Source organism: Pseudomonas sp. GW821-FHT10B02 (genome assembly GCF_059415665.1).
The window spans coordinates 124,786-147,410 of sequence record NZ_JBWKNR010000001.1; the positions used below are offsets into that span (position 1 = coordinate 124,786).

20 protein-coding genes are annotated in these 22,625 nt (G+C 56.6%); all 20 read left to right on the forward strand.

The window, feature by feature from the left end; genetic code table 11:
* Positions 1 to 51 precede the first annotated feature (51 nt).
* The 20 genes from AC07OF_RS00605 to AC07OF_RS00700 all read left to right on the forward strand — a co-directional run bounded on the left by AC07OF_RS00605 (position 52) and on the right by AC07OF_RS00700 (position 22,619).
* On the forward strand, positions 52 to 459 hold the full coding sequence (locus AC07OF_RS00605) for a F0F1 ATP synthase subunit I (RefSeq protein WP_010222722.1): 408 nt from the start codon (positions 52 to 54) through the stop codon (positions 457 to 459).
* A gap of 16 nt (positions 460 to 475) precedes the next feature.
* Positions 476 to 1,345, forward strand: coding sequence for a F0F1 ATP synthase subunit A (gene atpB, locus AC07OF_RS00610; RefSeq protein WP_010222723.1), 870 nt, complete (start codon positions 476 to 478; stop codon positions 1,343 to 1,345).
* 143 nt (positions 1,346 to 1,488) lie between these two features.
* Positions 1,489 to 1,746 carry a F0F1 ATP synthase subunit C gene (gene atpE / locus AC07OF_RS00615; protein WP_003097235.1) on the forward strand — a complete coding sequence of 86 codons (258 nt, stop codon included), beginning with the start codon at positions 1,489 to 1,491 and terminating at the stop codon, positions 1,744 to 1,746.
* Positions 1,747 to 1,803: 57 nt separating this feature from the next.
* Positions 1,804 to 2,274 carry a F0F1 ATP synthase subunit B gene (locus tag AC07OF_RS00620; RefSeq protein WP_157190611.1) on the forward strand — a complete coding sequence of 157 codons (471 nt, stop codon included), beginning with the start codon at positions 1,804 to 1,806 and terminating at the stop codon, positions 2,272 to 2,274.
* 12 nt (positions 2,275 to 2,286) lie between these two features.
* Positions 2,287 to 2,823, forward strand: a complete 537-nt coding sequence (locus tag AC07OF_RS00625; protein ID WP_038616138.1) for a F0F1 ATP synthase subunit delta — start codon at positions 2,287 to 2,289, stop codon at positions 2,821 to 2,823.
* A gap of 21 nt (positions 2,824 to 2,844) precedes the next feature.
* Entirely contained in the window at positions 2,845 to 4,389 is a 1,545-nt protein-coding gene (gene atpA, locus AC07OF_RS00630) for a F0F1 ATP synthase subunit alpha (RefSeq protein WP_038616135.1), read from the forward strand.
* Between the two features lie 50 nt (positions 4,390 to 4,439).
* Positions 4,440 to 5,300 carry a F0F1 ATP synthase subunit gamma gene (gene atpG / locus AC07OF_RS00635; protein ID WP_038616133.1) on the forward strand — a complete coding sequence of 287 codons (861 nt, stop codon included), beginning with the start codon at positions 4,440 to 4,442 and terminating at the stop codon, positions 5,298 to 5,300.
* Positions 5,301 to 5,327: 27 nt separating this feature from the next.
* A complete protein-coding gene (gene atpD, locus AC07OF_RS00640) occupies positions 5,328 to 6,704 on the forward strand; it encodes a F0F1 ATP synthase subunit beta (protein ID WP_038616130.1) in 1,377 nt (458 codons plus the stop codon).
* A gap of 44 nt (positions 6,705 to 6,748) precedes the next feature.
* Complete coding sequence (locus AC07OF_RS00645; protein ID WP_038616128.1) at positions 6,749 to 7,168, forward strand: F0F1 ATP synthase subunit epsilon; 420 nt, start codon at positions 6,749 to 6,751, stop codon at positions 7,166 to 7,168.
* Positions 7,169 to 7,290: 122 nt separating this feature from the next.
* Positions 7,291 to 8,658, forward strand: a complete 1,368-nt coding sequence (gene glmU, locus AC07OF_RS00650; protein WP_495072471.1) for a bifunctional UDP-N-acetylglucosamine diphosphorylase/glucosamine-1-phosphate N-acetyltransferase GlmU — start codon at positions 7,291 to 7,293, stop codon at positions 8,656 to 8,658.
* A gap of 186 nt (positions 8,659 to 8,844) precedes the next feature.
* Positions 8,845 to 9,624, forward strand: a complete 780-nt coding sequence (locus AC07OF_RS00655; protein ID WP_038616123.1) for a DeoR/GlpR family DNA-binding transcription regulator — start codon at positions 8,845 to 8,847, stop codon at positions 9,622 to 9,624.
* Positions 9,624 to 11,459, forward strand: a complete 1,836-nt coding sequence (gene glmS, locus AC07OF_RS00660; protein WP_495072472.1) for a glutamine--fructose-6-phosphate transaminase (isomerizing) — start codon at positions 9,624 to 9,626, stop codon at positions 11,457 to 11,459. The genes AC07OF_RS00655 and glmS overlap by 1 nt, the downstream gene beginning before the upstream one ends.
* Before the next feature lie 274 nt (positions 11,460 to 11,733).
* Positions 11,734 to 13,179 carry a mannose-1-phosphate guanylyltransferase/mannose-6-phosphate isomerase gene (locus AC07OF_RS00665; protein WP_232478223.1) on the forward strand — a complete coding sequence of 482 codons (1,446 nt, stop codon included), beginning with the start codon at positions 11,734 to 11,736 and terminating at the stop codon, positions 13,177 to 13,179.
* A gap of 74 nt (positions 13,180 to 13,253) precedes the next feature.
* The gene (locus AC07OF_RS00670; RefSeq protein WP_157190608.1) at positions 13,254 to 14,402 is read left to right on the forward strand and encodes a glycosyltransferase family 4 protein; all 1,149 of its coding nucleotides are present in this window, start codon (positions 13,254 to 13,256) and stop codon (positions 14,400 to 14,402) included.
* A gap of 72 nt (positions 14,403 to 14,474) precedes the next feature.
* Positions 14,475 to 15,596 carry a GDP-mannose 4,6-dehydratase gene (gmd, locus tag AC07OF_RS00675; RefSeq protein ID WP_157190607.1) on the forward strand — a complete coding sequence of 374 codons (1,122 nt, stop codon included), beginning with the start codon at positions 14,475 to 14,477 and terminating at the stop codon, positions 15,594 to 15,596.
* A gap of 15 nt (positions 15,597 to 15,611) precedes the next feature.
* Positions 15,612 to 16,595 (forward strand): GDP-L-fucose synthase, encoded by a 984-nt coding sequence (gene fcl / locus AC07OF_RS00680; RefSeq protein WP_157190606.1) that lies wholly within the window; start codon positions 15,612 to 15,614, stop codon positions 16,593 to 16,595.
* Between the two features lie 9 nt (positions 16,596 to 16,604).
* Positions 16,605 to 17,402, forward strand: a complete 798-nt coding sequence (locus AC07OF_RS00685; RefSeq protein ID WP_157190605.1) for an ABC transporter permease — start codon at positions 16,605 to 16,607, stop codon at positions 17,400 to 17,402.
* Positions 17,402 to 18,760 (forward strand): ABC transporter ATP-binding protein, encoded by a 1,359-nt coding sequence (locus AC07OF_RS00690; protein WP_198325392.1) that lies wholly within the window; start codon positions 17,402 to 17,404, stop codon positions 18,758 to 18,760. The genes AC07OF_RS00685 and AC07OF_RS00690 overlap by 1 nt, the downstream gene beginning before the upstream one ends.
* 8 nt (positions 18,761 to 18,768) lie before the next feature.
* A complete protein-coding gene (locus tag AC07OF_RS00695) occupies positions 18,769 to 20,742 on the forward strand; it encodes a sulfotransferase family protein (RefSeq protein ID WP_495072473.1) in 1,974 nt (657 codons plus the stop codon).
* 95 nt (positions 20,743 to 20,837) lie between these two features.
* Positions 20,838 to 22,619 (forward strand): glycosyltransferase family 2 protein, encoded by a 1,782-nt coding sequence (locus AC07OF_RS00700; RefSeq protein WP_495072474.1) that lies wholly within the window; start codon positions 20,838 to 20,840, stop codon positions 22,617 to 22,619.
* Positions 22,620 to 22,625 lie beyond the last annotated feature (6 nt).

Here is a 22,625-nt window from a genome sequence, read left to right on the forward strand (position 1 = left end):
TTATGCCAAGTCATAGCTGACTGGTTGGTCGACTTTCGAGGAGCAGTTGTGATGGAAACACGCACGCCAAACCGCTTGCCTTTCCATCGCTGGGCGGTTTTTCCGGTACTGTTGGCTCAATGTGTCGTGTTTCTGCTGGCAACTTTGGCGTTGTGGCAGTGGCACGGGGCGGTCAGTGGATATTCAGCACTCTGCGGAGGACTGATTGCCTGGCTGCCAAATGTGTATTTCGCCTGGAAGGCTTTTCGTTACACGGGGGCCAGGGCAGCGCAGGCTATCGTCAAGTCGTTTTACGCTGGCGAAGCAGGCAAATTGATTTTGACGGCAGTGTTGTTTGCACTGACGTTTGCAGGAGTGAAGCCATTGGCGCCGTTAGCAGTCTTCGGTGTCTTTCTGCTGACCCAGTTGGTCAGCTGGTTCGCGCCCCTGCTGATGAATATAAGACTTTCGAGACCTTAGGGCGTTTGAGGCAACCATGGCAGCAGAAACCGCTTCGGGCTATATCCAGCACCACTTGCAGAACCTGACCTTCGGTCAACTACCAGACGGCGGATGGGGCTTTGCCCATTCCGCAGCAGAAGCCAAAGCAATGGGCTTCTGGGCTTTCCACCTGGATACCCTGGGTTGGTCGGTCGCACTGGGTCTGCTTTTCGTATTCCTGTTCCGCATGGCAGCCAAGAAGGCGACTTCCGGTCAGCCTGGCGGCCTGCAGAACTTCGTTGAAGTGCTGGTTGAGTTCGTCGACGGCAGCGTCAAGGACAGCTTCCACGGTCGTAGCCCGGTGATCGCCCCACTGGCGCTGACCATTTTCGTCTGGGTCTTCCTGATGAACGCCATCGACCTGATCCCGGTCGACTGGATTCCTCAGCTGGCCATCCTGATCTCCGGTGATCCGCACATTCCGTTCCGCGCGGTCTCGACCACCGACCCGAACGCGACCCTGGCCATGGCCTTCAGCGTGTTCGCCCTGATCATTTTCTACAGCATCAAGGTCAAGGGCATCGGCGGTTTCCTCGGCGAACTGACCCTGCACCCGTTCGGCAGCAAGAACATTTTCGTTCAGATCCTGCTGATTCCGGTCAACTTCCTGCTTGAATTCGTCACCCTGATCGCCAAGCCGATCTCGCTGGCACTGCGTCTGTTCGGCAACATGTATGCCGGCGAGCTGGTGTTCATCCTGATCGCAGTAATGTTCGGCAGCGGCCTGCTGTGGCTGAGCGGCCTGGGTGTGGTGCTGCAATGGGCGTGGGCTGTGTTCCACATCCTGATCATCACCCTGCAAGCGTTCATCTTCATGATGCTTACCATCGTCTACCTGTCGATGGCTCACGAAGATAACCATTAAGACCGCCTGGCGTGTCTGATGACCCTTCCGCCTGTACCGGGGAGGGTCGAAAAAGTCCGCAAGGGCAGCTGTACCAATCGATTTTGTTTTACCGCTTCAAACTAAAAAACCTAACCAATACGACGTAAAAGTCGGGAGGAAAGATGGAAACTGTAGTTGGTCTTACCGCTATCGCTGTTGCTCTGCTGATCGGCCTGGGTGCCCTGGGTACCGCCATTGGTTTCGGCCTGCTGGGCGGCAAGTTCCTGGAAGGCGCTGCTCGCCAGCCAGAGATGGTTCCAATGCTGCAAGTTAAAATGTTCATCGTTGCCGGTCTGCTCGACGCCGTAACCATGATCGGTGTTGGTATCGCTCTGTTCTTCACCTTCGCTAATCCCTTCGTTGGTCAAATCGCCGGCTAATCACTCGAATTCTCGAGTGGTTTGGTGTGATGGACAAAGAACGAGCGAGGTGTTGGCGTGAACATTAATGCAACCCTGATTGGTCAGTCCGTTGCGTTCTTCATTTTTGTGCTGTTCTGCATGAAGTTCGTGTGGCCTCCGGTCATCGCGGCATTGCAAGAACGTCAGAAGAAGATCGCGGATGGACTGGACGCTGCCAACCGAGCAGCTCGCGACCTGGAGTTGGCCCAAGATAAAGTGGGTCAGCAACTGCGCGAAGCGAAGGCTCAGGCAGCTGAAATCATTGAGCAAGCCAAGAAGCGCGGTGCTCAGATCGTCGAGGAAGCCCGTGATCAGGCCCGCGTCGAAGCTGACCGTGTGAAGGCTCAGGCTCAGGCCGAGATCGAACAGGAAATTAACGGCGTCAAAGACGCGCTGCGCGCCCAAGTGGGTAGCCTGGCCGTTGGCGGTGCTGAAAAAATCCTTGGCGCCACAATCGATCAAAACGCGCATGCGGAGCTGGTTAACAAACTGGCCGCTGAAATTTAAGCGAGGGCGATCATGGCAGAACTGACCACGTTGGCCCGACCTTACGCTAAGGCTGCCTTTGAGCATGCCCAGGCCCATCAGCAACTGGCCAATTGGTCAGCCATGCTCGGCCTGGCTGCTGCGGTGTCGCAAGACGACACCATGCAGCGCCTGCTCAAGGCCCCGCGACTGACGAGCGCAGAAAAGGCCGCCACTTTTGTTGAAGTGTGCGGTGACAAGTTTGATGCACAGGCAAAGAGTTTCATCCAAGTTGCCGCGGAAAACGAACGTCTCCTGCTTTTGCCGGAGATTTCGGCGTTGTTCGAGCTGTACAAGGCCGAACAAGAGAAATCCGTGGACGTGGAAGTCACCAGTGCTTTTGCGTTGAACCAAGAACAGCAAGACAAACTCGCCAAGGTTCTCAGTGCACGGCTCGACCGGGAAGTGCGCCTGCAAGTGTCGGAGGATGCCAGCCTGATCGGTGGCGTCGTAATCCGCGCCGGCGACCTGGTTATCGATGGCTCAGTCCGCGGCAAAATCGCGAAACTGGCCGAAGCATTGAAATCTTGAGTTTGAAGGGGCAGCAGAGCAATGCAGCAACTCAATCCTTCCGAAATTAGTGAAATCATCAAGGGCCGCATCGAGAATCTCGATGTAGCCTCTCAAGCTCGCAACGAAGGTACTGTCGTCAGCGTTTCTGACGGCATCGTGCGGATTTACGGTCTGGCCGACGTCATGTACGGCGAAATGATCGAATTTCCAGGCGGCGTCTACGGTATGGCCCTCAACCTGGAGCAAGACTCCGTTGGTGCGGTAGTACTGGGCGCTTACGACACCCTCGCTGAAGGCATGAGCGCCAAGTGCACCGGCCGCATCCTCGAAGTTCCAGTTGGTAAGGAACTGCTGGGTCGCGTTGTCGACGCACTGGGCAACCCAATCGACGGCAAAGGCCCACTGGGCAACACCGAGACCGACGCGGTCGAGAAAGTTGCTCCAGGCGTGATCTGGCGTAAGTCGGTAGACCAGCCTGTACAGACTGGCTACAAATCTGTCGACGCCATGATCCCAGTCGGCCGTGGCCAGCGTGAGCTGATCATCGGTGACCGTCAGATCGGTAAGACCGCCATGGCGATCGACGCCATCATCAACCAGAAAGACTCCGGTATTTTCTGTGTTTATGTTGCTGTCGGCCAAAAGCGTTCCACCGTTGCCAACATCGTTCGCAAGCTGGAAGAAAACGGCGCCCTGGCCAACACCATCGTGGTGGTTGCCAGTGCTTCGGAATCCGCCGCACTGCAATTCCTGGCGCCATACGCCGGTTGCACCATGGGCGAGTTCTTCCGTGACCGCGGTGAAGACGCGCTGATCGTATACGATGACCTGTCCAAGCAGGCCGTTGCCTACCGTCAGATCTCCCTGCTGCTGCGCCGTCCACCAGGACGTGAAGCGTACCCAGGTGACGTGTTCTATCTCCACTCCCGTCTGCTGGAGCGTGCATCGCGCGTTTCCGAAGAGTACGTCGAGAAGTTCACCAACGGTGCTGTAACTGGCAAGACCGGTTCCCTGACCGCACTGCCGATCATCGAAACCCAGGCTGGCGACGTTTCCGCGTTCGTTCCGACCAACGTGATTTCCATCACCGACGGTCAGATCTTCCTGGAATCGGCCATGTTCAACTCGGGCATCCGCCCTGCAGTTAACGCCGGTGTTTCGGTATCCCGTGTGGGTGGTGCCGCTCAGACCAAGATCATCAAGAAGCTCTCCGGTGGTATCCGTACCGCTCTGGCTCAGTACCGTGAACTGGCGGCATTCGCCCAGTTCGCTTCTGACCTGGACGAAGCCACCCGTAAGCAACTCGAGCACGGTCAACGTGTTACCGAGCTGATGAAGCAGAAGCAATACGCTCCAATGTCCATCGCGGACATGGCGCTGTCGCTGTATGCCGCTGAGCGTGGGTTCCTGACCGACGTTGAAATCGCCAAAGTCGGCAGCTTTGAACAAGCGCTGATTTCCTACTTCAACCGTGATCACGCCGAACTGATGGCGAAGATCAACGTGAAGGGTGACTTCAACGACGAAATCGACGCTGGCATCAAAGCCGGTATCGAGAAGTTCAAGGCCACCCAAACCTGGTAAGCCGCAGCGGGGGCTTTGCAGCCCCCGCTTGCTAACCTGATAGGTGTTACATGGCAGGCGCAAAAGAGATTCGCAGTAAGATTGCGAGCATCAAAAGCACGCAAAAAATTACCAGCGCCATGGAAAAAGTGGCGGTCAGCAAAATGCGCAAGGCTCAAATGCGCATGGCTGCTAGCCGTCCTTATGCGGAGCGTATCCGCCAGGTTATTGGTCATCTGGCCAACGCCAACCCGGAATACCGCCACCCGTTCATGATCGACCGCCCTGTAAAGCGCGCCGGTTATGTTGTGGTGAGCAGTGACCGTGGTCTGTGTGGTGGCTTGAACACCAACCTGTTCAAGGCCCTGGTCAAGGACATGGCGGCCAACCGCGAGCAAGGGATCGAGATCGATCTCTGCGTAGTTGGTAGCAAGGGTGCGGCGTTTTTCCGCAGCTTCGGCGGCAACGTCGTTGCAGCAATCAGCCACCTGGGCGAAGAGCCGTCGATCAATGATCTGATCGGCAGCGTCAAGGTCATGCTGGATGCTTACCTGGACGGTCGTATCGATCGTCTGTCCGTGGTATCGAACAAGTTCATCAATACCATGACTCAAACTCCAACGGTCGAGCAGTTGATTCCGTTGGTGGCAACCCCGGATCAAGAACTCAAGCACCACTGGGACTACCTCTACGAACCTGACGCCAAAGAGCTGCTGGACGGCCTGATGGTGCGTTACGTGGAGTCGCAGGTCTACCAGGCGGTGGTCGAGAACAACGCAGCTGAACAAGCTGCCCGGATGATCGCGATGAAGAACGCCACCGACAACGCCGGTGATTTGATCAGCGAATTGCAGCTGATCTACAACAAGGCGCGTCAGGCTGCGATCACCCAAGAGATCTCGGAAATCGTCGGCGGCGCTGCCGCGGTTTAACGGTTCAAATATTCAGAGGATCCAGCTATGAGTAGCGGACGTATCGTTCAAATCATCGGCGCCGTCATCGACGTGGAATTTCCACGTGACAGCGTACCGAGTGTCTATAACGCGCTGAAAGTAGTTGGCGCGGAAACCACCCTGGAAGTTCAGCAGCAGCTGGGCGACGGTGTGGTTCGTACCATTGCGATGGGTTCCACCGAAGGCCTGAAACGTGGCCTGGACGTAAACGACACTGGCGCAGCGATCTCGGTACCGGTCGGTAAAGCGACCCTGGGCCGTATCATGGACGTCCTGGGTAACCCAATCGACGAAGCCGGTCCAATCGGTGAAGAAGAGCGTTGGGGCATCCACCGTGATGCACCGTCGTTCGCTGACCAGGCAGGCGGCAACGACCTGCTGGAAACCGGCATCAAGGTTATCGACCTGGTTTGCCCGTTCGCCAAGGGTGGTAAAGTTGGTCTGTTCGGTGGTGCCGGTGTAGGCAAAACCGTAAACATGATGGAACTGATCCGTAACATCGCCATCGAGCACAGCGGTTATTCCGTGTTCGCCGGTGTGGGTGAGCGTACTCGTGAGGGTAACGACTTCTACCACGAGATGAAGGATTCCAACGTACTGGACAAGGTTGCTCTGGTATACGGCCAAATGAACGAGCCACCAGGAAACCGTCTGCGCGTAGCGCTGACCGGCCTGACCATGGCTGAGAAGTTCCGTGACGAAGGTAACGACGTTCTGCTGTTCGTCGACAACATCTATCGTTACACCCTGGCCGGTACCGAAGTATCCGCACTGCTGGGCCGTATGCCTTCGGCAGTAGGTTACCAGCCGACCCTGGCTGAAGAGATGGGCGTTCTGCAAGAGCGTATCACTTCGACCAAGGAAGGTTCGATCACCTCGATCCAGGCCGTATACGTACCTGCGGACGACCTGACCGACCCGTCGCCAGCGACCACCTTCGCCCACTTGGACGCCACCGTCGTACTGTCCCGTGACATCGCCTCCCTGGGTATCTACCCAGCGGTCGATCCACTGGACTCGACTTCGCGCCAGCTGGACCCGAACGTCATCGGCAACGAGCACTACGACACCGCTCGCGGCGTCCAGTACGTGCTGCAGCGCTACAAAGAGCTGAAGGACATCATTGCGATCCTGGGTATGGACGAACTGTCCGAATCCGACAAGCAGCTGGTATCCCGTGCTCGTAAGATCCAGCGCTTCCTGTCCCAGCCGTTCTTCGTGGCAGAAGTCTTCACTGGTTCTCCAGGCAAATACGTTTCCCTGAAAGACACCATTGCTGGCTTCAGCGGCATCCTCAAAGGTGACTACGACCACTTGCCAGAACAAGCGTTCTACATGGTCGGCAGCATCGAAGAAGCGGTCGAGAAAGCCAAGAAACTGTAATCCCGGCGCCCCGTAAGGGGCGCTAATCAGGTTGAGGCAAGCAGATGGCTATGACAGTCCATTGCGATATCGTCAGCGCGGAAGGAGAAATTTTCTCCGGCCTGGTCGAGATGGTGGTTGCGCACGGTAACCTGGGTGATCTTGGTATCGCTCCAGGCCACGCGCCGCTGATCACTAATCTGAAGCCAGGTCCGATCACGCTGACCAAGCAGGGTGGCGCCCAAGAGGTGTTCTACATCTCTGGTGGTTTCCTCGAGGTCCAGCCGAACATGGTCAAGGTGCTTGCCGATACCGTGCAACGTGCTGCCGACCTGGACGAAGCTCAGGCTCAGGAAGCCCTCAAGGCTGCTGAGAACGCCCTGCATGTAAAAAGCGCGGATTTCGACTACGGTGCCGCCGCTGCACGTCTGGCCGAGGCCGCAGCCCAGCTGCGTACCGTCCAGCAAATGCGCAAAGGCAAGTAATCGGCCCAGGTCGATCACTGCTGTTGCGATTGAGTTAAAGGGTAGCCTCGGCTACCCTTTTTCTTTTTCTGCGTTTTATATTCTGGTCATCTCGCTGACCCTCCAGAATTGGTAACCCGTCAATGTCTCTCGATATCGTTATCCTCGCCGCAGGCCAAGGGACCCGGATGCGCTCTGCGCTGCCCAAGGTACTGCACCCGGTCGCCGGCGACTCCATGCTTGGCCATGTTATCCACAGCGCCCGTCAGCTGCAGCCACAGGGCATTCATGTGGTGATCGGGCACGGTGCCGAGCGGGTGCGTGAGCGTCTGGCGGCTGATGATCTGAATTTTGTTCTGCAAGACAAACAGCTGGGTACTGGCCATGCGGTGGCGCAAGCCTTGCCGGCCCTTACGGCTGATACGGTGCTGATCCTCTACGGCGATGTGCCGTTGATCGAAGTCGATACCCTCAAGCGCTTGCTGACCAAGGTCACCCCTGAGCAGTTGGGCCTGTTGACGGTCAATCTTGTTGACCCAACGGGATACGGGCGCATTGTCCGTGATGCCCAGGACCAGGTGGCAGCGATCGTTGAGCACAAGGATGCCAGCGACGCGCAAAAAGCCATCAAGGAAGGCAACACCGGCATTTTGGCGGTACCGGGTGCACGCCTGGCCGAGTGGCTGGGGCGTCTGTCGAACAACAACGCCCAAGGTGAGTACTACCTGACCGACGTGATTGCCATGGCCGTTGCCGATGGCCTGGTGGTCGCCACCGAGCAGCCGTTGGACCCAATGGAAGTGCAGGGCGCCAATGACCGTCGCCAGCTGGCCGAGCTGGAGCGTCACTATCAGTTGCGTGAAGCGCGTCGTTTGATGGCTCAAGGGGTAACCCTGCGCGACCCGGCACGTTTTGACGTGCGTGGTGAAGTGACCGTTGGTCGCGACGTACTCATCGACATCAACGTCATTCTCGAAGGCCGTGTAGTCATTGAAGACGACGTGGTGATCGGCCCGAACTGCGTGATCAAGAACAGCACCCTGCGCAAGGGTGTCGTGGTCAAGGCCAACAGCCACCTCGAAGGCGCGATCATGGGTGAAGGCAGCGATGCCGGTCCGTTTGCCCGCCTGCGTCCAGGCAGCGTGCTGGAAGCCCGCGCCCATGTGGGTAACTTTGTCGAACTGAAGAACGCCCACCTCGGTGAAGGTGCCAAGGCCGGTCACCTGACCTACCTGGGCGATGCCGAGGTCGGTGCGCGTACCAACATCGGTGCCGGTACCATTACCTGCAACTATGATGGCGCGAACAAGTTCAAGACCATCCTCGGTGAGGATGTGTTCATTGGCTCCAACAACTCCCTGGTTGCGCCTGTGGATATCCTCGACGGTGCCACCACCGCTGCCGGTTCGACCATCACTCAGAATGTCGAGGCTGCCCAGCTAGCCGTTGGCCGTGCGCGCCAGCGCAACATCGATGGCTGGAAGCGGCCGGAGAAGCTCAAGAAGAGCTGAAGTTATACACAGCGATGGATAAGAGCCGACTGGATTGTGCATAAGTCGGCTCTTTTTTGTTTGTGGATAAAAAATCGGATGAATGAAGTTATTCACAGGTGATTTTTTCATCTCTCTGCTTGACGCTTTTTGTCCTTTAGGTTTTGATTGGCATCACTAACTTTCGAAACGAAACTTAAAGACGCCATGTCGAAACGTAACACTCCACAGCGCCGCCACAACATCCTCGCCTTGCTCAACGAGCAGGGGGAGGTGAGCGTTGATGCGCTAGCCAAACGTTTCGAAACCTCGGAAGTCACCATCCGCAAGGATCTTGCTGCACTGGAAGCCAATGGCTTGCTGCTGCGTCGCTACGGTGGTGCGGTGACCATGCCTCAGGAACTGATCACTGATCAGGGCCAGCCGGTTTCGCTGTATAAGCAGGCGATTGCCCGGGCGGCGGTCGGACGTATCCGTGAACATGCACGCATCATCATCGACAGTGGCAGTACCACCGCAGCGATGATCCCCGAGCTGGGCCACCAGCCAGGCCTGGTGGTGATGACCAACTCGCTGAATGTCGCCCGTGCCCTGAGCGAGCTGGAACACGAGCCTGTGCTGTTGATGACCGGCGGCACCTGGGACCCGCATTCCGAGTCTTTCCAGGGGCAGGTCGCCGAGCAGGTACTACGCTCTTACGATTTCGACCAGCTGTTCATTGGCGCCGATGGTATCGACCTGGTACGCGGAACCACCACTTTCAATGAGCTGCTCGGCTTGAGCCGGGTGATGGCCGAAGTGGCCCGGGAAGTGATCGTGATGGTCGAGTCCGACAAGGTCGGGCGCAAGATTCCCAACCTCGAGCTGCCCTGGGGCAGCGTCAACACCCTGATTACCGATGAGCGCTTGCCCGCTGAGGCGCGCGAACAAATTGAAGCCCGCGGCGTCCATGTGATTTGTGCCGCACTCTCCAAGGAGCATATCTAATGTGTGGAATCGTTGGCGCCGTCGCCGAACGCAATATCACCACCATCCTCATCGAAGGCCTCAAGCGTCTGGAGTACCGCGGTTATGACAGCGCAGGTCTGGCGGTCTTCACCCAGCAGGGAACCCTGGAGCGTCGTCGTCGCATCGGCAAGGTCAGCGAACTGGAAGCCGCTGTAGCTGCCGATCCGCTGGCCGGCCAGCTGGGTATTGCCCACACCCGCTGGGCAACCCACGGAGCACCCACCGAGCATAATGCACACCCGCATTTCTCCGGCCAGGAACTGGCGGTGGTGCACAACGGTATCATCGAGAATCACGAAGAACTGCGTGAAAAACTCAAGGGCCTGGGCTACGTATTCAGCTCTGAGACCGACACCGAAGTCATCGTCCACCTGCTGCACCACACCCTGAAGACCGTCCCGGACCTGGCCGACGCCCTGAAGGCTGCGGTCAAGCAACTGCACGGTGCCTATGGCCTGGCAGTGATCAGCACGCACCAGCCAGACCGCCTGCTGGCAGCGCGCAGCGGCAGCCCGCTGGTTATCGGTCTGGGCCACGGGGAGAACTTCCTGGCTTCCGACCAGTTGGCCCTGCGCCAGGTGACTGACCGCTTCATGTACCTGGAAGAAGGCGACATCGCCGAGATCCGCCGCGACCAGGTAACCATCTGGGATCTGGCCGGTCACCTGGTTCAGCGCGAAACCGTGCAATACCACGAAGGCGCCGAAGCCGCTGACAAGGGCACCTATCGTCACTTCATGCTCAAGGAAATCCACGAGCAACCCACCGTAGTACAGCGCACCCTGGAAGGGCGTCTGGGCAAGGACCACGTCATGGTTCAGGCCTTTGGTCCGCAAGCTGCCGAGCTGTTCGCCAAAGTCCGCAATGTGCAGATCGTCGCCTGTGGTACCAGCTATCACGCCGGTATGGTTGCGCGTTACTGGCTCGAAGAGCTGGCCGGGATTCCGTGCCAGGTAGAAGTGGCTAGCGAGTTCCGCTACCGCAAGGTGGTGGTGCAGCCCGACACCCTGTTCGTTTCGATCTCCCAGTCTGGCGAAACCGCCGACACCCTGGCCGCCTTGCGTAATGCCAAGGAACTCGGTTTCCTCGGTAGCCTGGCGATCTGTAACGTTGGCATCAGCTCACTGGTACGCGAGTCGGACCTGACCCTGCTGACTCAGGCCGGTCCGGAAATCGGCGTCGCTTCGACCAAAGCATTCACCACCCAGCTGGTCTCGCTGATGCTGCTGACCCTGTCCCTGGGCCAGGTGCGTGGCACGTTGCAAGCCGGTGTCGAAGCTGAACTGGTCGAAGAGCTGCGCCGCCTGCCGACGCGTCTGGGCGAAGCGCTGGCCATGGACACCATCGTCGAGAAAACCGCTGAGTTGTTCGCCGACAAGCACCACACCCTGTTCCTCGGTCGTGGCGCGCAGTTCCCGGTGGCGATGGAAGGAGCGCTCAAGCTCAAGGAAATCTCTTACATCCACGCCGAAGCCTATCCGGCCGGTGAGCTCAAGCACGGCCCGCTGGCCTTGGTCGACAGCGACATGCCAGTGGTCACCGTGGCGCCTAACAACGAACTGCTGGAGAAGCTCAAGTCCAACCTGCAGGAAGTACGCGCGCGAGGTGGTGAGCTGATTGTCTTCGCCGACGAACACGCCGGTATGAGCAATGGCGAAGGCACCCATGTGATCGCTGTGCCGCACATCATCGATGCCCTGGCACCGATTCTCTACACCATTCCGCTGCAACTGCTGTCGTACTACGTGGCGGTGCTCAAAGGCACTGACGTCGACCAGCCGCGTAACCTGGCGAAATCGGTAACTGTAGAGTAACGATTGGCGTTGTTCACACCAGATGGTTTTAGAGAATTAGAACTGACGCTGGAGAATTAAAACTGTCGAGAGCAACCGAGGGCGTCATCCCTCGGCTTTGCCTCCTGCTCGGGGGCCTATTTCAGACATGCCTTACCTGCTCAAGGTAGTTTGTACGGAAATTACCCCCCTGACCCCATGACCTTGTTATAATGAAGGTCATTATCTGCGTGGCAACTTAATGCTAAACAGGGAAGACTATTAGTTGGCTGAGCCCGGCCATTAAGGAGTAGGCGTGTCGGTGGAACAACTGATTTATCCGGTAATTATTTGTGGTGGTTCCGGCAGTCGTCTTTGGCCAACCTCGCGCGAGAAGCATCCAAAGCCGTTTTTGTTGCTACCCGATGGCCAATGCCTGCTCCAGAAAACGCTCCTCAGAGTTTTAGGACTCAAGGGTGTCAAGGAGGTCCTGACCGTCACCAATCAGGAACTTTTCTTCACCACAGAAGATATCTACCAAGAAGTAAAGAAGCCGAAAGATTGCGAGCTGAACTACATCCTTGAGCCCTTTGGCCGTAATACCGCCGCCGCCATTGCCAGCGCTGCGCTTTATCTGCAGCGCCGCCACGGGCCAGAAGCCACTCTTCTGGTGCTTCCCGCCGATCACCTGATTCAAGACGAACAGGCCTTCGCCGAAGCTACTCGCCAGGCCTGTCTGCTCGCCCAGAAAGACCTACTGGTAACATTTGGTATCAAACCAACTCATGCAGAAACGGGTTTTGGTTATATTGAGGCTGATACCCATCGCAGCATCGATCACGGAATGCTGGTTAAACGTTTTGTGGAAAAGCCAGATCTTGCAACTGCGCAAAGCTATGCCGCAGCAGGGAACTTTTACTGGAACTCGGGAATGTTCTGCTTCCAGGCCGGTGCATTCATCAACGAGATGCGACTCCATGCCCCAGAAATACTGGATGCGGTAGAGGCTACTCTTGCCGCTTCGTCAGCGCATGAAAATGAGCACCGCCTCAGACTCGACGCAGCCAACTTCGAGAAGGTTCCGGACATCTCTATCGACTATGCCTTGATGGAGCGCTCCGAGCATGTCGCCACCGTTCCCTGCGCTATCGGTTGGAGCGACATCGGTTCCTGGTCTGCCATGTGCGATTTAGTCGGAGCAGATCAAGATGGTAATCGCCTCACCGGCGAGACCGTCTCTCATTCGGCATTTAACAACTTTGTTCAATCCCCTGACCGTCTCACCGCGCTGGTCGGCGTGCAAGACCTAATCGTGGTCGATACCCCAGATGCCCTGCTGATTGCTCACCGAGAACACGCCCAGGACATAAAGCACATCGTCGGGCAGCTCAAGCAGAGTGGGCACGAAGCATACCTGACTCATCGGACGGTGCATCGCCCTTGGGGCACATACACCACGCTGGAAGAAGGCGAGCGCTTCAAGATCAAGCGTATTGTCGTCAAGCCCGGGGCGTCACTTTCCTTGCAAATGCATCATCACCGCAGCGAGCACTGGATCGTAGTCAGTGGTGTGGCACTTATCATCAACGGCAACGCCGAGCTGACGCTGAACAGCAATGAGTCAACCTTCATCGCGGCTGGCCACAAGCACAGGCTCGCCAATCCCGGCGTTATCGACCTTGTCCTCATAGAGGTGCAGAGCGGCGACTATCTCGGCGAGGATGATATTCGGCGCTTCGACGATAGATATGGCCGGGCATAAAGGCAACAGCTACTAGCAGCGGAGTACCAGATAGAGCTCAGGCTCCAGTCACTGCCCCTGCCACAAAGATGAACATGAAGATACTACACTTCTACAAGACCTATTACCCCGACTCCGTGGGCGGGGTAGAGCAGGTCATTTTCCAGATCGCCAGTGGCGTTGCCGACTTCGGCGTGAGCTCCGATGTGCTCTCGCTCAGCCCGAACGCCACACAGCAGCCGGTCGACCTGGGCAGCCACATGGCCTACAAGGCCAAGCTGGACCTGCAGATAGCGTCCACCGGATTTTCCCTGTCGGCAATCCGCACTTTCCGCACCTTGGCCAGGGAAGCCGACATTATCCACTACCACTTCCCCTGGCCCTTCATGGACCTTGTGCACCTGACCAGCCGCCTGGACAAACCCAGCCTGGTCACCTACCACTCCGACATCGTACGCCAGGCCGTTCTGTTACAGCTGTATCGCCCACTGAAGCACAGCTTCCTTGGCAGCGTTGACGCCATAGTCGCGACTTCACCGAACTACCTGGACAGCAGCCCGGTACTCCGTCGGCACCGCAACAAGACCCAGGTAATCCCGATCGGCCTAGACAAGGCGGCCTACCCACAACCCTCGCAAGACAGGCGCGCACACTGGCAACAGCGCTTTGGCGAGCGCTTCTTCCTCTTCGTAGGTGTCCTGCGCTACTACAAGGGGCTGCACATCCTGCTGGAGGCCATGAAGGGCGCGCCCTACAAGCTGGTGATCGTCGGTGCCGGCCCAGTCGAGCGCGAGCTGAAGGAACAGGCTCTGCGCGACGGGCTGGACAACGTTTTCTTCGTTGGCGCGATTTCTGATGAGGACAAGGTTGCGCTGTTGAACCTCTGCTATGCGGTCACCTTCCCCTCAAATCTGCGCTCGGAAGCGTTTGGTATCTCTTTGCTGGAAGGTGCCATGTATGGCAAGCCGATGATCTCCAGCGAGATAGGCACAGGCACCTGCTACATCAACCAGCATGAGCAGACCGGATTGGTTGTCCCTCCCAGTGATCCCGTCGCGTTCAGGCAGGCCATGGACTACCTGTGGGCACACCCCGAGCGGGCACAACAGATGGGGCGCCAGGCGGAAAGTCGGTACTGGGAGTATTTCACCGCCAACCGCATGGCGGCTGGCTACAACAACCTTTACCGACAGTTACTCGAGCAACATGGCAGGACAGCAGCAGAGCACCTGGCCACACCCTGAGCCCGACTCATCCACGTTTACATTTACATCACTTATCAGCCGGCGAAGCTTGGCCACAGAAGGAATTACACCATGAGCCGTAAAGTTGCACTCATTACTGGCGTGACCGGACAAGACGGCGCCTACCTCACGCACTTTTTGCTGGAAAAGGACTACATCGTTCACGGCATCAAGCGTCGTGCGTCCTCCTTCAACACCGACCGTATCGACGACCTCTATCAGGATCCACACGCCAAAAACCGCAATCTGATCCTGCATTATGGTGACCTGACCGACACCAGCAATCTGGTTCGCATCATTCAGGAATGCCAACCAGATGAGATCTACAACCTCGGTGCCCAGAGCCACGTGGCGGTTTCCTTCGAATCCCCCGAGTACACCGCAGATGTCGACGCCCTGGGCGCCCTGCGCATTCTCGAAGCCATCCGCATCCTCGGTCTAGAAAAGAAGACCCGCTTCTACCAGGCCTCGACCTCCGAGCTCTATGGCCTGGTCCAGGAAATCCCGCAGAAGGAAACCACGCCCTTCTACCCTCGCTCGCCCTATGCGGTGGCCAAGCAATTCGCCTTCTGGATGACCGTCAACTACCGCGAGGCCTATGGTATCTATGGTTGCAATGGCATCTTGTTCAACCACGAATCCCCGCTGCGTGGTGAAACTTTCGTCACCCGCAAGATCACCCGCGGCCTGACCCGCATCGCCGTGGGCCTGCAGGACTGCCTCTACATGGGCAACATGAGCGCCCTGCGCGACTGGGGCCATGCCCGTGACTACGTCGAAATGCAGTGGCTCATGCTGCAGCAGGATAAGCCCGACGACTACGTCATCGCCACCGGCCGCCAATACTCAGTGCGCCAGTTCATTGAAGTCTCGGCAAAAGAGCTCGGTGTCACTATCGAATGGCGTGGCGAGGCCGAGGAAGAAGTCTGCGCCGTTAAGAGCGTGGAGAATGAGGCCGTCACCGGCATGAAGGCCGGCGATATCATCGTTCGAGTCGACCCTCGCTACTACCGCCCGACCGAAGTGGAAACCCTGCTCGGAGACCCTTCCAAAGCCAAACGCGACCTGGGTTGGGAGCCGAAGATCAGCTTCGAGGAGCTGGTGGCCGAGATGATCAGCGAAGATCTCAAGCTGGCCCAACGAGATGCGCTGATCGAGAAGAACGGCTACAAGATCATGTCCTACCACGAATAAGAGGAGTTACCAGATATGCAGAAGCTACCCCTTAGCAGCCGCTTCTTCGTGGCCGGGCATCGCGGCATGGTCGGCTCCGCCATAGTGAGAAAACTCCAGGCTGAGGGCTATCAGCACATCGAGACGCGGACGCATGCCGAGCTGGATCTGACTTCGCAAGCGGCGGTCCAGGCGTTTTTCAAGGACAACCCTGTCGACTATGTAGTGCTGGCCGCCGCCAAGGTTGGCGGCATACATGCCAACAACGAATACCCGGCCGATTTCATCTACGAAAACCTGATGATCGAATGCAACGTCATCCATCAGGCGTTTGCAGCTGGGGTCAAGAACCTGCTGTTACTCGGCAGCTCCTGCATCTACCCCAAGCTGGCAAGCCAGCCTATGAGGGAAAGCGCCCTGCTGACCGGTGTGCTGGAGAGCACCAACGAACCCTATGCAGTGGCCAAGATTGCCGGCATCAAGCTCTGCGAGTCTTACAATCGCCAGCATGGCACCAACTATCGCTCGGTGATGCCAACCAACCTCTACGGCCCATACGACAACTACCACCCGGAAAACAGCCACGTGATTCCGGCACTGATTCGCCGCTTCCACGAGGCCAAGCAGGCCAGGGCTGAAGAGGTAGTGATCTGGGGCACCGGCAACCCCATGCGTGAATTCCTGCATGTCGACGATATGGCTGCTGCCTGCCTGCATGTCATGAATATCGATACCGAGACCTACCAGGCCAACACGCAGCCCATGCTTTCCCATATCAATGTGGGGACCGGGACCGATGTCACCATCCGTGAACTCGCGGACCTGCTTGCCGAAATCGTGGGCTATGAAGGAAAGATCACCTTCGACAGCAGCAAGCCAGATGGAGCACCGCGAAAGCTGATGAATGTCGAACGCCTCGCAGCTCTTGGCTGGCAGTCCAGGATTGGCCTCAAGGAAGGGCTGCAGTCGGCTTATGCCTGGTACGCCGAACACCTGGGTCGCGAAGCGATCCGACTCTGAGGCAATCCGATGCTTTTAGGTTTCTTGCGGGACACCGTCCGGCTCAAGGGGGTCATCCTTGAGCTGGCCAAGCGCGACTATCAGCAGATCAATCAGGGATCCTATCTGGGGTTCATCTGGAATTATCTGCAGCCACTGCTGTACATCGGTGTGCTGTACGCTGTTTTCACCCTGGGCTTTCGCCAGGGTGCGACACAGGACGGGCTGCCATTCGGCCTCTACCTGCTCAGCGGAATGATTTGCTGGTTATATTTCGCAGGTAACCTCAGCAGCATCACAGGGGTAATTCGAGACTACGGCTTCCTGGTGAAGAAAGTCGACTTCCGGCTGAGCGTCCTGCCATTCGTGAAACTGCTCAGCTCCTTGTTGCCCCATATCCTCTTGCTGGCTCTGCTGCTGATCGCCGCAGAGCTCAGTGGCATCCGGCTCGGGTTGCACACTCTGCAACTGATCTACTACTTCCTGTGCATGGCGTCACTACTGGTCGGGTTGGGCTGGATCAGTTCTTCGGCGAGTTTGTTCATTCCCGATATTCGTAACCTGGTCAGCATCATTACCCAGTTCGGCCTGTGGCTGACGCCGATCTTCTGGAGCGTTTCCCAAGTACCTCAATCCTACCAATGGCTGACCGGACTCAATCCGGTCAGCTACCTGGTAACGGGCTACCGAGACAGCCTGACCGGCGCTCGATACTTCTGGGAGCGCCCTCAGGAATCTCTGCTTTTCTGGGGCATCACGCTGATCCTTCTGGCGGTCGGAACGCTGGTTTATCGCCGCTTAAAGCCGCACTTCGCGGAGGTAGTCTGATGCAGCCGGTCGCGATCTCTATCAGGGGCGTTTCCAAGTTCTACAAGCTGTACGAGGCCAGCAAGGATCGGCTCAAGGAAGCGCTTCACCCCCTGGGCAAGAAGTACCATGAGGATTACTACGCCATCCGTAACCTGAGTCTCGAGATCAGACGCGGTGAGATTCTCGGAATCGTTGGCCGTAATGGCTGCGGCAAGTCGACTTTGCTCAAGCTGGTTTCTCGGGTGCTGCAACCCAGCGAGGGCACAATCAAGGTGGTCGGCAAGATCACCGCGTTGCTGGAGTTGGGCGCGGGCTTCAATCCCGAGTTCACGGGGCGGGAAAACATCCGTTTCTACTCGACGATCCTCGGCTTGTCCCTGGCGGAAATCGAGCAGCTGACTCCGGCGATCATCGAGTTCGCCGAACTGGGCCAGTTCATCGACCAGCCGGTAAAGACCTATTCCAGCGGCATGAAGTCGCGGCTGGGCTTTGCCGTTGCAGTCCATGTCGAACCGGACATCCTGATTCTTGATGAAGTGCTCGCGGTGGGGGACGCCGTCTTCAAGCGCAAGTGTTTCGCCAGGATGGAAGAGTTCTTCAAGGCGGGAAAGACGGTGCTTTTCGTTTCCCACGATGCCAACTCGGTGAACAAGTTGTGCACCCGTGCCGTTCTGCTGCATGGCGGTAACATCATTCTTGACGCTGCACCGAAGGATGTGACGCGCTTCTACGAAAAACTTGCGTACGCCAAAGAGAGCGATCATCCCGCAGTGCTTCGGGAAATTGCTGCGTTCCAGCAACAGGGCCCGGCATTGCTCCCGGCTCCGGATGATCAGGAACAAGACGAGGACGTACCGGCTGACGCGGAGCCAGAACAGACCCGGTTGAAGCCCTATTATCTTCCTGAACTCGTTTCCAAATCCGCGCTGACCTATCCCACTGACCGTGCGCAGATCATCGATCCTCACTTCACCACCTTGTCGGGTGAACGGGTGAATGTGCTGGTCAGCGGGGAAGAGTATTTCTACACCTACAAAGTGGCTTTCAAGGATGTTGCCAGGCAACTGTCACTGGGCATGCAGTTCAAGGACATGCATGGAGTGGCGATAACCGCTGCCTCGCTCCACTACGACCCGCTCAGATTGATTGAGCAGGTACCTCGAAATTCGTCGCTCAAAGCCTCATGGCGGTTCACCTGCAACCTGCTGACAGGCCATTACTTCAGCAACGCTGGGGTGGCCGAGGTGATCGATGGCGAACCTGTTTTCATAGCCCGGGTTGTCGATGCAGCAGTCATCAAGGTGATCGCTGATGAGAAGAGCATCGTGCGCGGCACGGTCGACCTGGGGCAAGTTCTTGAGGTAGAAGCCTTGTGATTAAGCCCATGCAAGACGATCAACTGATCTTCATGATTTCGCTGCCGCGTAGTGGCTCCACGTTGCTGCAGAAGATCCTGGGCGGGCATAGCGATATCTATACCCGCTCCGAGCCCTGGTTGATGCTCCACCCACTTTATGCGTTGAAGACCGAGGGAATTCAGACCCGCTACAACGCCAAACTGGCCGCCGATGGTGTGCAGAATTTTCTGCAGGAACTACCCACAGAGGATGAAAATTACTATTCCTCGCGGATCCGTGACTGCTATCTCTCTCTTTACGCTCCGTACCTGAATGCGAGCGGGAAGGGGCGCTTTCTCGACAAGACACCGCGCTATTACGAAATCTTCGATGAACTACAGAAGACATTCCCGCGCGCCAAGTTCATCATCCTTTACCGCAATCCAATGGCTGTCCTCGCCTCAATGCTGGAAACCTGGGTGAAGGGCCGGTACGAGAAACTGAAAAGTTACAAGTGTGACTTGTACGAAGGGGTTGAGTTCCTGCAACGGGATTTCACCGCCTACACCAACACCCATGTGGTCAGATACGAAGAGCTTCTGCTCAATCCAGAGGCCGAAACCGAAGCCCTTTTTAATTTCCTGCAATTGCCCAATCAGCCCGACTGTATCGAATACGGCCGCCAGAAAGGGGAGCGCTGGATGTATGGTGACCCGGAGACGGTTTACAAGAAGAGTCGTCCTGATTCGCAGCATATCGATGCTTGGCACCGGCAATTGGCCAAGCCGGAAGAGCGCAAGCTGATCTCTGACTACCTGCACGGTTTGGGAGAGACTGCTTTTGCCCGTCTGGGCTACAGCTTCAAGGATGCCGCGAAGGTTATCGCCGACGCAGATCAGCAGAACGGTGGGTCACCTGAAGGCGGAACTTCGCTGGCCAATCTGTTGCTGAGCGACGTCGAGCTGATCAAGCAGGTGCAGCACAGTAATGCGAAGCTGCGCAACGACATCGCTGGGTACAAGGCTCAACTGCAGAACATGCAGCAGCAACTGGAGGGGCTGGAAGCCGAGCGAGGCAGTAAGCAGGCCAGGATCGAAGAGCTTCATGGTGAAATTGGCACCTATGAAGCCTGGTTAAGTGATCGGGATAGACAGATTCAAAGTCGCGACGAGCAGATTCAGGCGCGTGATATTCAGCTCAATGAACGGGATGCACAACTGCAGGAGCGTGACCTGCAGGTTCGGTATCGCGACGAACAGCTGAAATCCCGCGATGAACAACTCAAGGCGCGCGATATTCAGGTCAAGGAGCGCGATATTCAACTCAAGGAGCGGGATGCGCAACTGCAAGAGCGTGACCTGCAGGTTCGGCATCGCGACGAACAGCTGAAGTCCCGCGATGAACAACTCAAGGCGTGCGTCGAACAGATTCAGGCGCGCGATATTCAACTCAAGGAGCGGGATGCGCAACTGCAGGAGCGTGACCTGCAGGTTCGGCATCGCGACGAACAGCTGAAATCCCGAGATGAACAACTCAAGGCGCGCGACGAGCAGATTCTGGCTCGCGATGAGCAGTTGGCCCGGCGCGATATGGCGGTGGAGGCTCGGGACGTCCTGTTGATAGAGCGAGAGCAGAAGATCCAGGCTAGCGAGGCTCGCCTTAAGGCATGCGATAAACAGATCCAGCTGCTTGATGTGCAGATTGCCGAGCGCGATGTGGAGTTGCGGCGCGGCAATGACGATCGAGCCCGCCTCGATGCCGAGCTTTCCGCCTTCAGTGAACGGCTGGCGCAGTCCGGGGGAGAGTTGAGCGCCAGTCGCAGTGCTCTTGTCCAGGAACAGCAACGGGTTCAGGAATTCGAAAGCAACCTGACTTCAGTACTGACGGCCACAAAAGGACTGACCGAGCATCGAGCATACATTCGGCCATTTAAGAAACTCCAGGCATACAGGGGACTATTGAGTCACCTCAATGCAATTCGAAAGAAGCACGCGGCTCTTTTGAATCGACTTGACAAGTAGTGGTTAACTCAATAATTGCAGTGATGAAGTGACAGGTTTTCAGGTGACAAGGATTTGAAGTCTTGGGAGCTGCCCATCTGTCCAATGGAGTCGAAATGTTATTTAGCGTTGTAACGGTTACCTATAATGCTGCTGATTTGCTGCAGAAGACCATCGAGAGTGTCTTGGGGCAGACATCCGCTGACTTCGAATACCTGATCGTCGACGGAGGCTCCGGCGATGGCACGGTAGAGTTAATAGAGAAGTATGCGTCGAGGCTCGGTTATTGGTCGTCCGAGAAGGATACGGGTATCTACAATGCCATGAATAAAGCCATTCGTCAGTGCAAAGGCGAATGGGTGATATTCATGAACGCAGGCGATACCTTCACCGATGTCAATGTCCTTGCTCGGATTGCTGAGCATTGTCACGACAACGTTGATCTTGTCTATGGTGATCGACATCGCGTTGATTCCGCAGGCTCTCGCCGCTATGAAAAGGCGGGGGAGTTAAAGGACGCCTATTTTAGGGAGGTGGTATTCCATCAGTCGCTCTTCACGCGGACCAGCCTTCTTCGGGAACGTAATTACGACGAGTCCTATAAGCTGGCAGCTGATTACGAGTTCATGCTGTACGCGCTGAGGAATGAAAAGAAATTCCAGTACGTTGAGTTGTCGATTTCGGATTTTCTGGAGGGTGGCGCGAGCAGAGAGAACTATCTTCTTGCGCAAATCGAGGCTATCAAGGCATCGCTTCATCATGCCCCGGACAAGAACCTGATCAGGAGGAATTACTATCTCGACAACTTGGTCATCCAGAACATGGGGCGGATTATCAACTCCCAGGTTCAGGCCAGTAAACGACTGAATCCCGAACTTCGGTTGGAGGCCAGGCCCGTTGGAAACAGCGTCAATCTGTTCGCGGTAAACGGTTCTCCAGAGTTGGAGAGTTTGCTCAACCGGATCAACCAACCCTTCTCAGCTGAAAATATCTCCGAACTGGCAAGCTCCCCGGTCAAGAATGCCGAGCACCTGATGCGGAGAGTTGTTCGACGCATGAGACGGGGCATCAAACGACTGCTGCGTTCGAATCGGAACAGCGAGTTGGTCGCAGCTCCCGTTCCAGCTCCGCAACCGGTCCAGAAGCCAGTGCAGATGGAAGCCGCGGATGACAGACCCAAGGTTACAGTCGTGACTGTCTGCTACAACGCAGGGGCTGCACTCTTGGACACTATTCAGAGCGTAGCGGCGCAAAGCTATCAGAACCTCGAGTATATAGTCGTCGATGGTGCCTCCACCGATCAGACGGCAGATATTCTGAAAGAGAACGGTGGAAAGATAACGAGGATCATCAGCGAGCCCGATCAGGGGATTTACGATGCGATGAACAAGGCAATGGATATTGCCACAGGTGAATATACCATCTACATGAATGCAGGTGACGTATTCTACAGTAGTGATACTGTGAAAGAAGTATTCGCCAATAAAGTGGATGGTTTCGATCTGGTTTATGGTGCTAGGATGTATTCCGCTTCTGGCGAGGAGCCCATCTATCAGGAAGCCAGGCCGCTGGAAACGGCGTTCTTACGGATGCCGTACTGCCACCAGTCATTATTCCTGAAAACCTCTGTTTTGCGCGAGTTCCGTTTCAATCTAACGTATCGGTTTGCTGCTGATTACGATCAGAGTGTCCGCCTCTTTGTGGCTGGTAAATCCCATCTGCAACTGAGTCAGCCGGTCTGCATCTTTGCCGCGGGTGGCGCGAGTGAGTCGGGGATTCGTCCCTATATTGAAACTATCAAGATTCTGATGGACAACTGCAAGGATAAGGAGATTATTCGGAAAAATACGTATTTTTCGAGTTTCACCAGAAATGCCAGCAGCCTTCTGGATATTTAAGGGTCG

Coding starts and splice junctions, on each gene's coding strand:
- AC07OF_RS00655 (WP_038616123.1), top strand. CDS start 8,845: ATGTCGAAACGTAACACTCCACAGCGCCGCCACAACATCCTCGCCTTG.
- AC07OF_RS00645 (WP_038616128.1), top strand. CDS start 6,749: ATGGCTATGACAGTCCATTGCGATATCGTCAGCGCGGAAGGAGAAATT.
- glmU (WP_495072471.1), top strand. CDS start 7,291: ATGTCTCTCGATATCGTTATCCTCGCCGCAGGCCAAGGGACCCGGATG.
- AC07OF_RS00695 (WP_495072473.1), top strand. CDS start 18,769: ATGCAAGACGATCAACTGATCTTCATGATTTCGCTGCCGCGTAGTGGC.
- AC07OF_RS00670 (WP_157190608.1), top strand. CDS start 13,254: ATGAAGATACTACACTTCTACAAGACCTATTACCCCGACTCCGTGGGC.
- AC07OF_RS00690 (WP_198325392.1), top strand. CDS start 17,402: ATGCAGCCGGTCGCGATCTCTATCAGGGGCGTTTCCAAGTTCTACAAG.
- atpA (WP_038616135.1), top strand. CDS start 2,845: ATGCAGCAACTCAATCCTTCCGAAATTAGTGAAATCATCAAGGGCCGC.
- AC07OF_RS00625 (WP_038616138.1), top strand. CDS start 2,287: ATGGCAGAACTGACCACGTTGGCCCGACCTTACGCTAAGGCTGCCTTT.
- fcl (WP_157190606.1), top strand. CDS start 15,612: ATGCAGAAGCTACCCCTTAGCAGCCGCTTCTTCGTGGCCGGGCATCGC.
- glmS (WP_495072472.1), top strand. CDS start 9,624: ATGTGTGGAATCGTTGGCGCCGTCGCCGAACGCAATATCACCACCATC.
- atpB (WP_010222723.1), top strand. CDS start 476: ATGGCAGCAGAAACCGCTTCGGGCTATATCCAGCACCACTTGCAGAAC.
- atpD (WP_038616130.1), top strand. CDS start 5,328: ATGAGTAGCGGACGTATCGTTCAAATCATCGGCGCCGTCATCGACGTG.
- AC07OF_RS00685 (WP_157190605.1), top strand. CDS start 16,605: ATGCTTTTAGGTTTCTTGCGGGACACCGTCCGGCTCAAGGGGGTCATC.
- gmd (WP_157190607.1), top strand. CDS start 14,475: ATGAGCCGTAAAGTTGCACTCATTACTGGCGTGACCGGACAAGACGGC.
- atpE (WP_003097235.1), top strand. CDS start 1,489: ATGGAAACTGTAGTTGGTCTTACCGCTATCGCTGTTGCTCTGCTGATC.
- AC07OF_RS00605 (WP_010222722.1), top strand. CDS start 52: ATGGAAACACGCACGCCAAACCGCTTGCCTTTCCATCGCTGGGCGGTT.
- atpG (WP_038616133.1), top strand. CDS start 4,440: ATGGCAGGCGCAAAAGAGATTCGCAGTAAGATTGCGAGCATCAAAAGC.
- AC07OF_RS00700 (WP_495072474.1), top strand. CDS start 20,838: ATGTTATTTAGCGTTGTAACGGTTACCTATAATGCTGCTGATTTGCTG.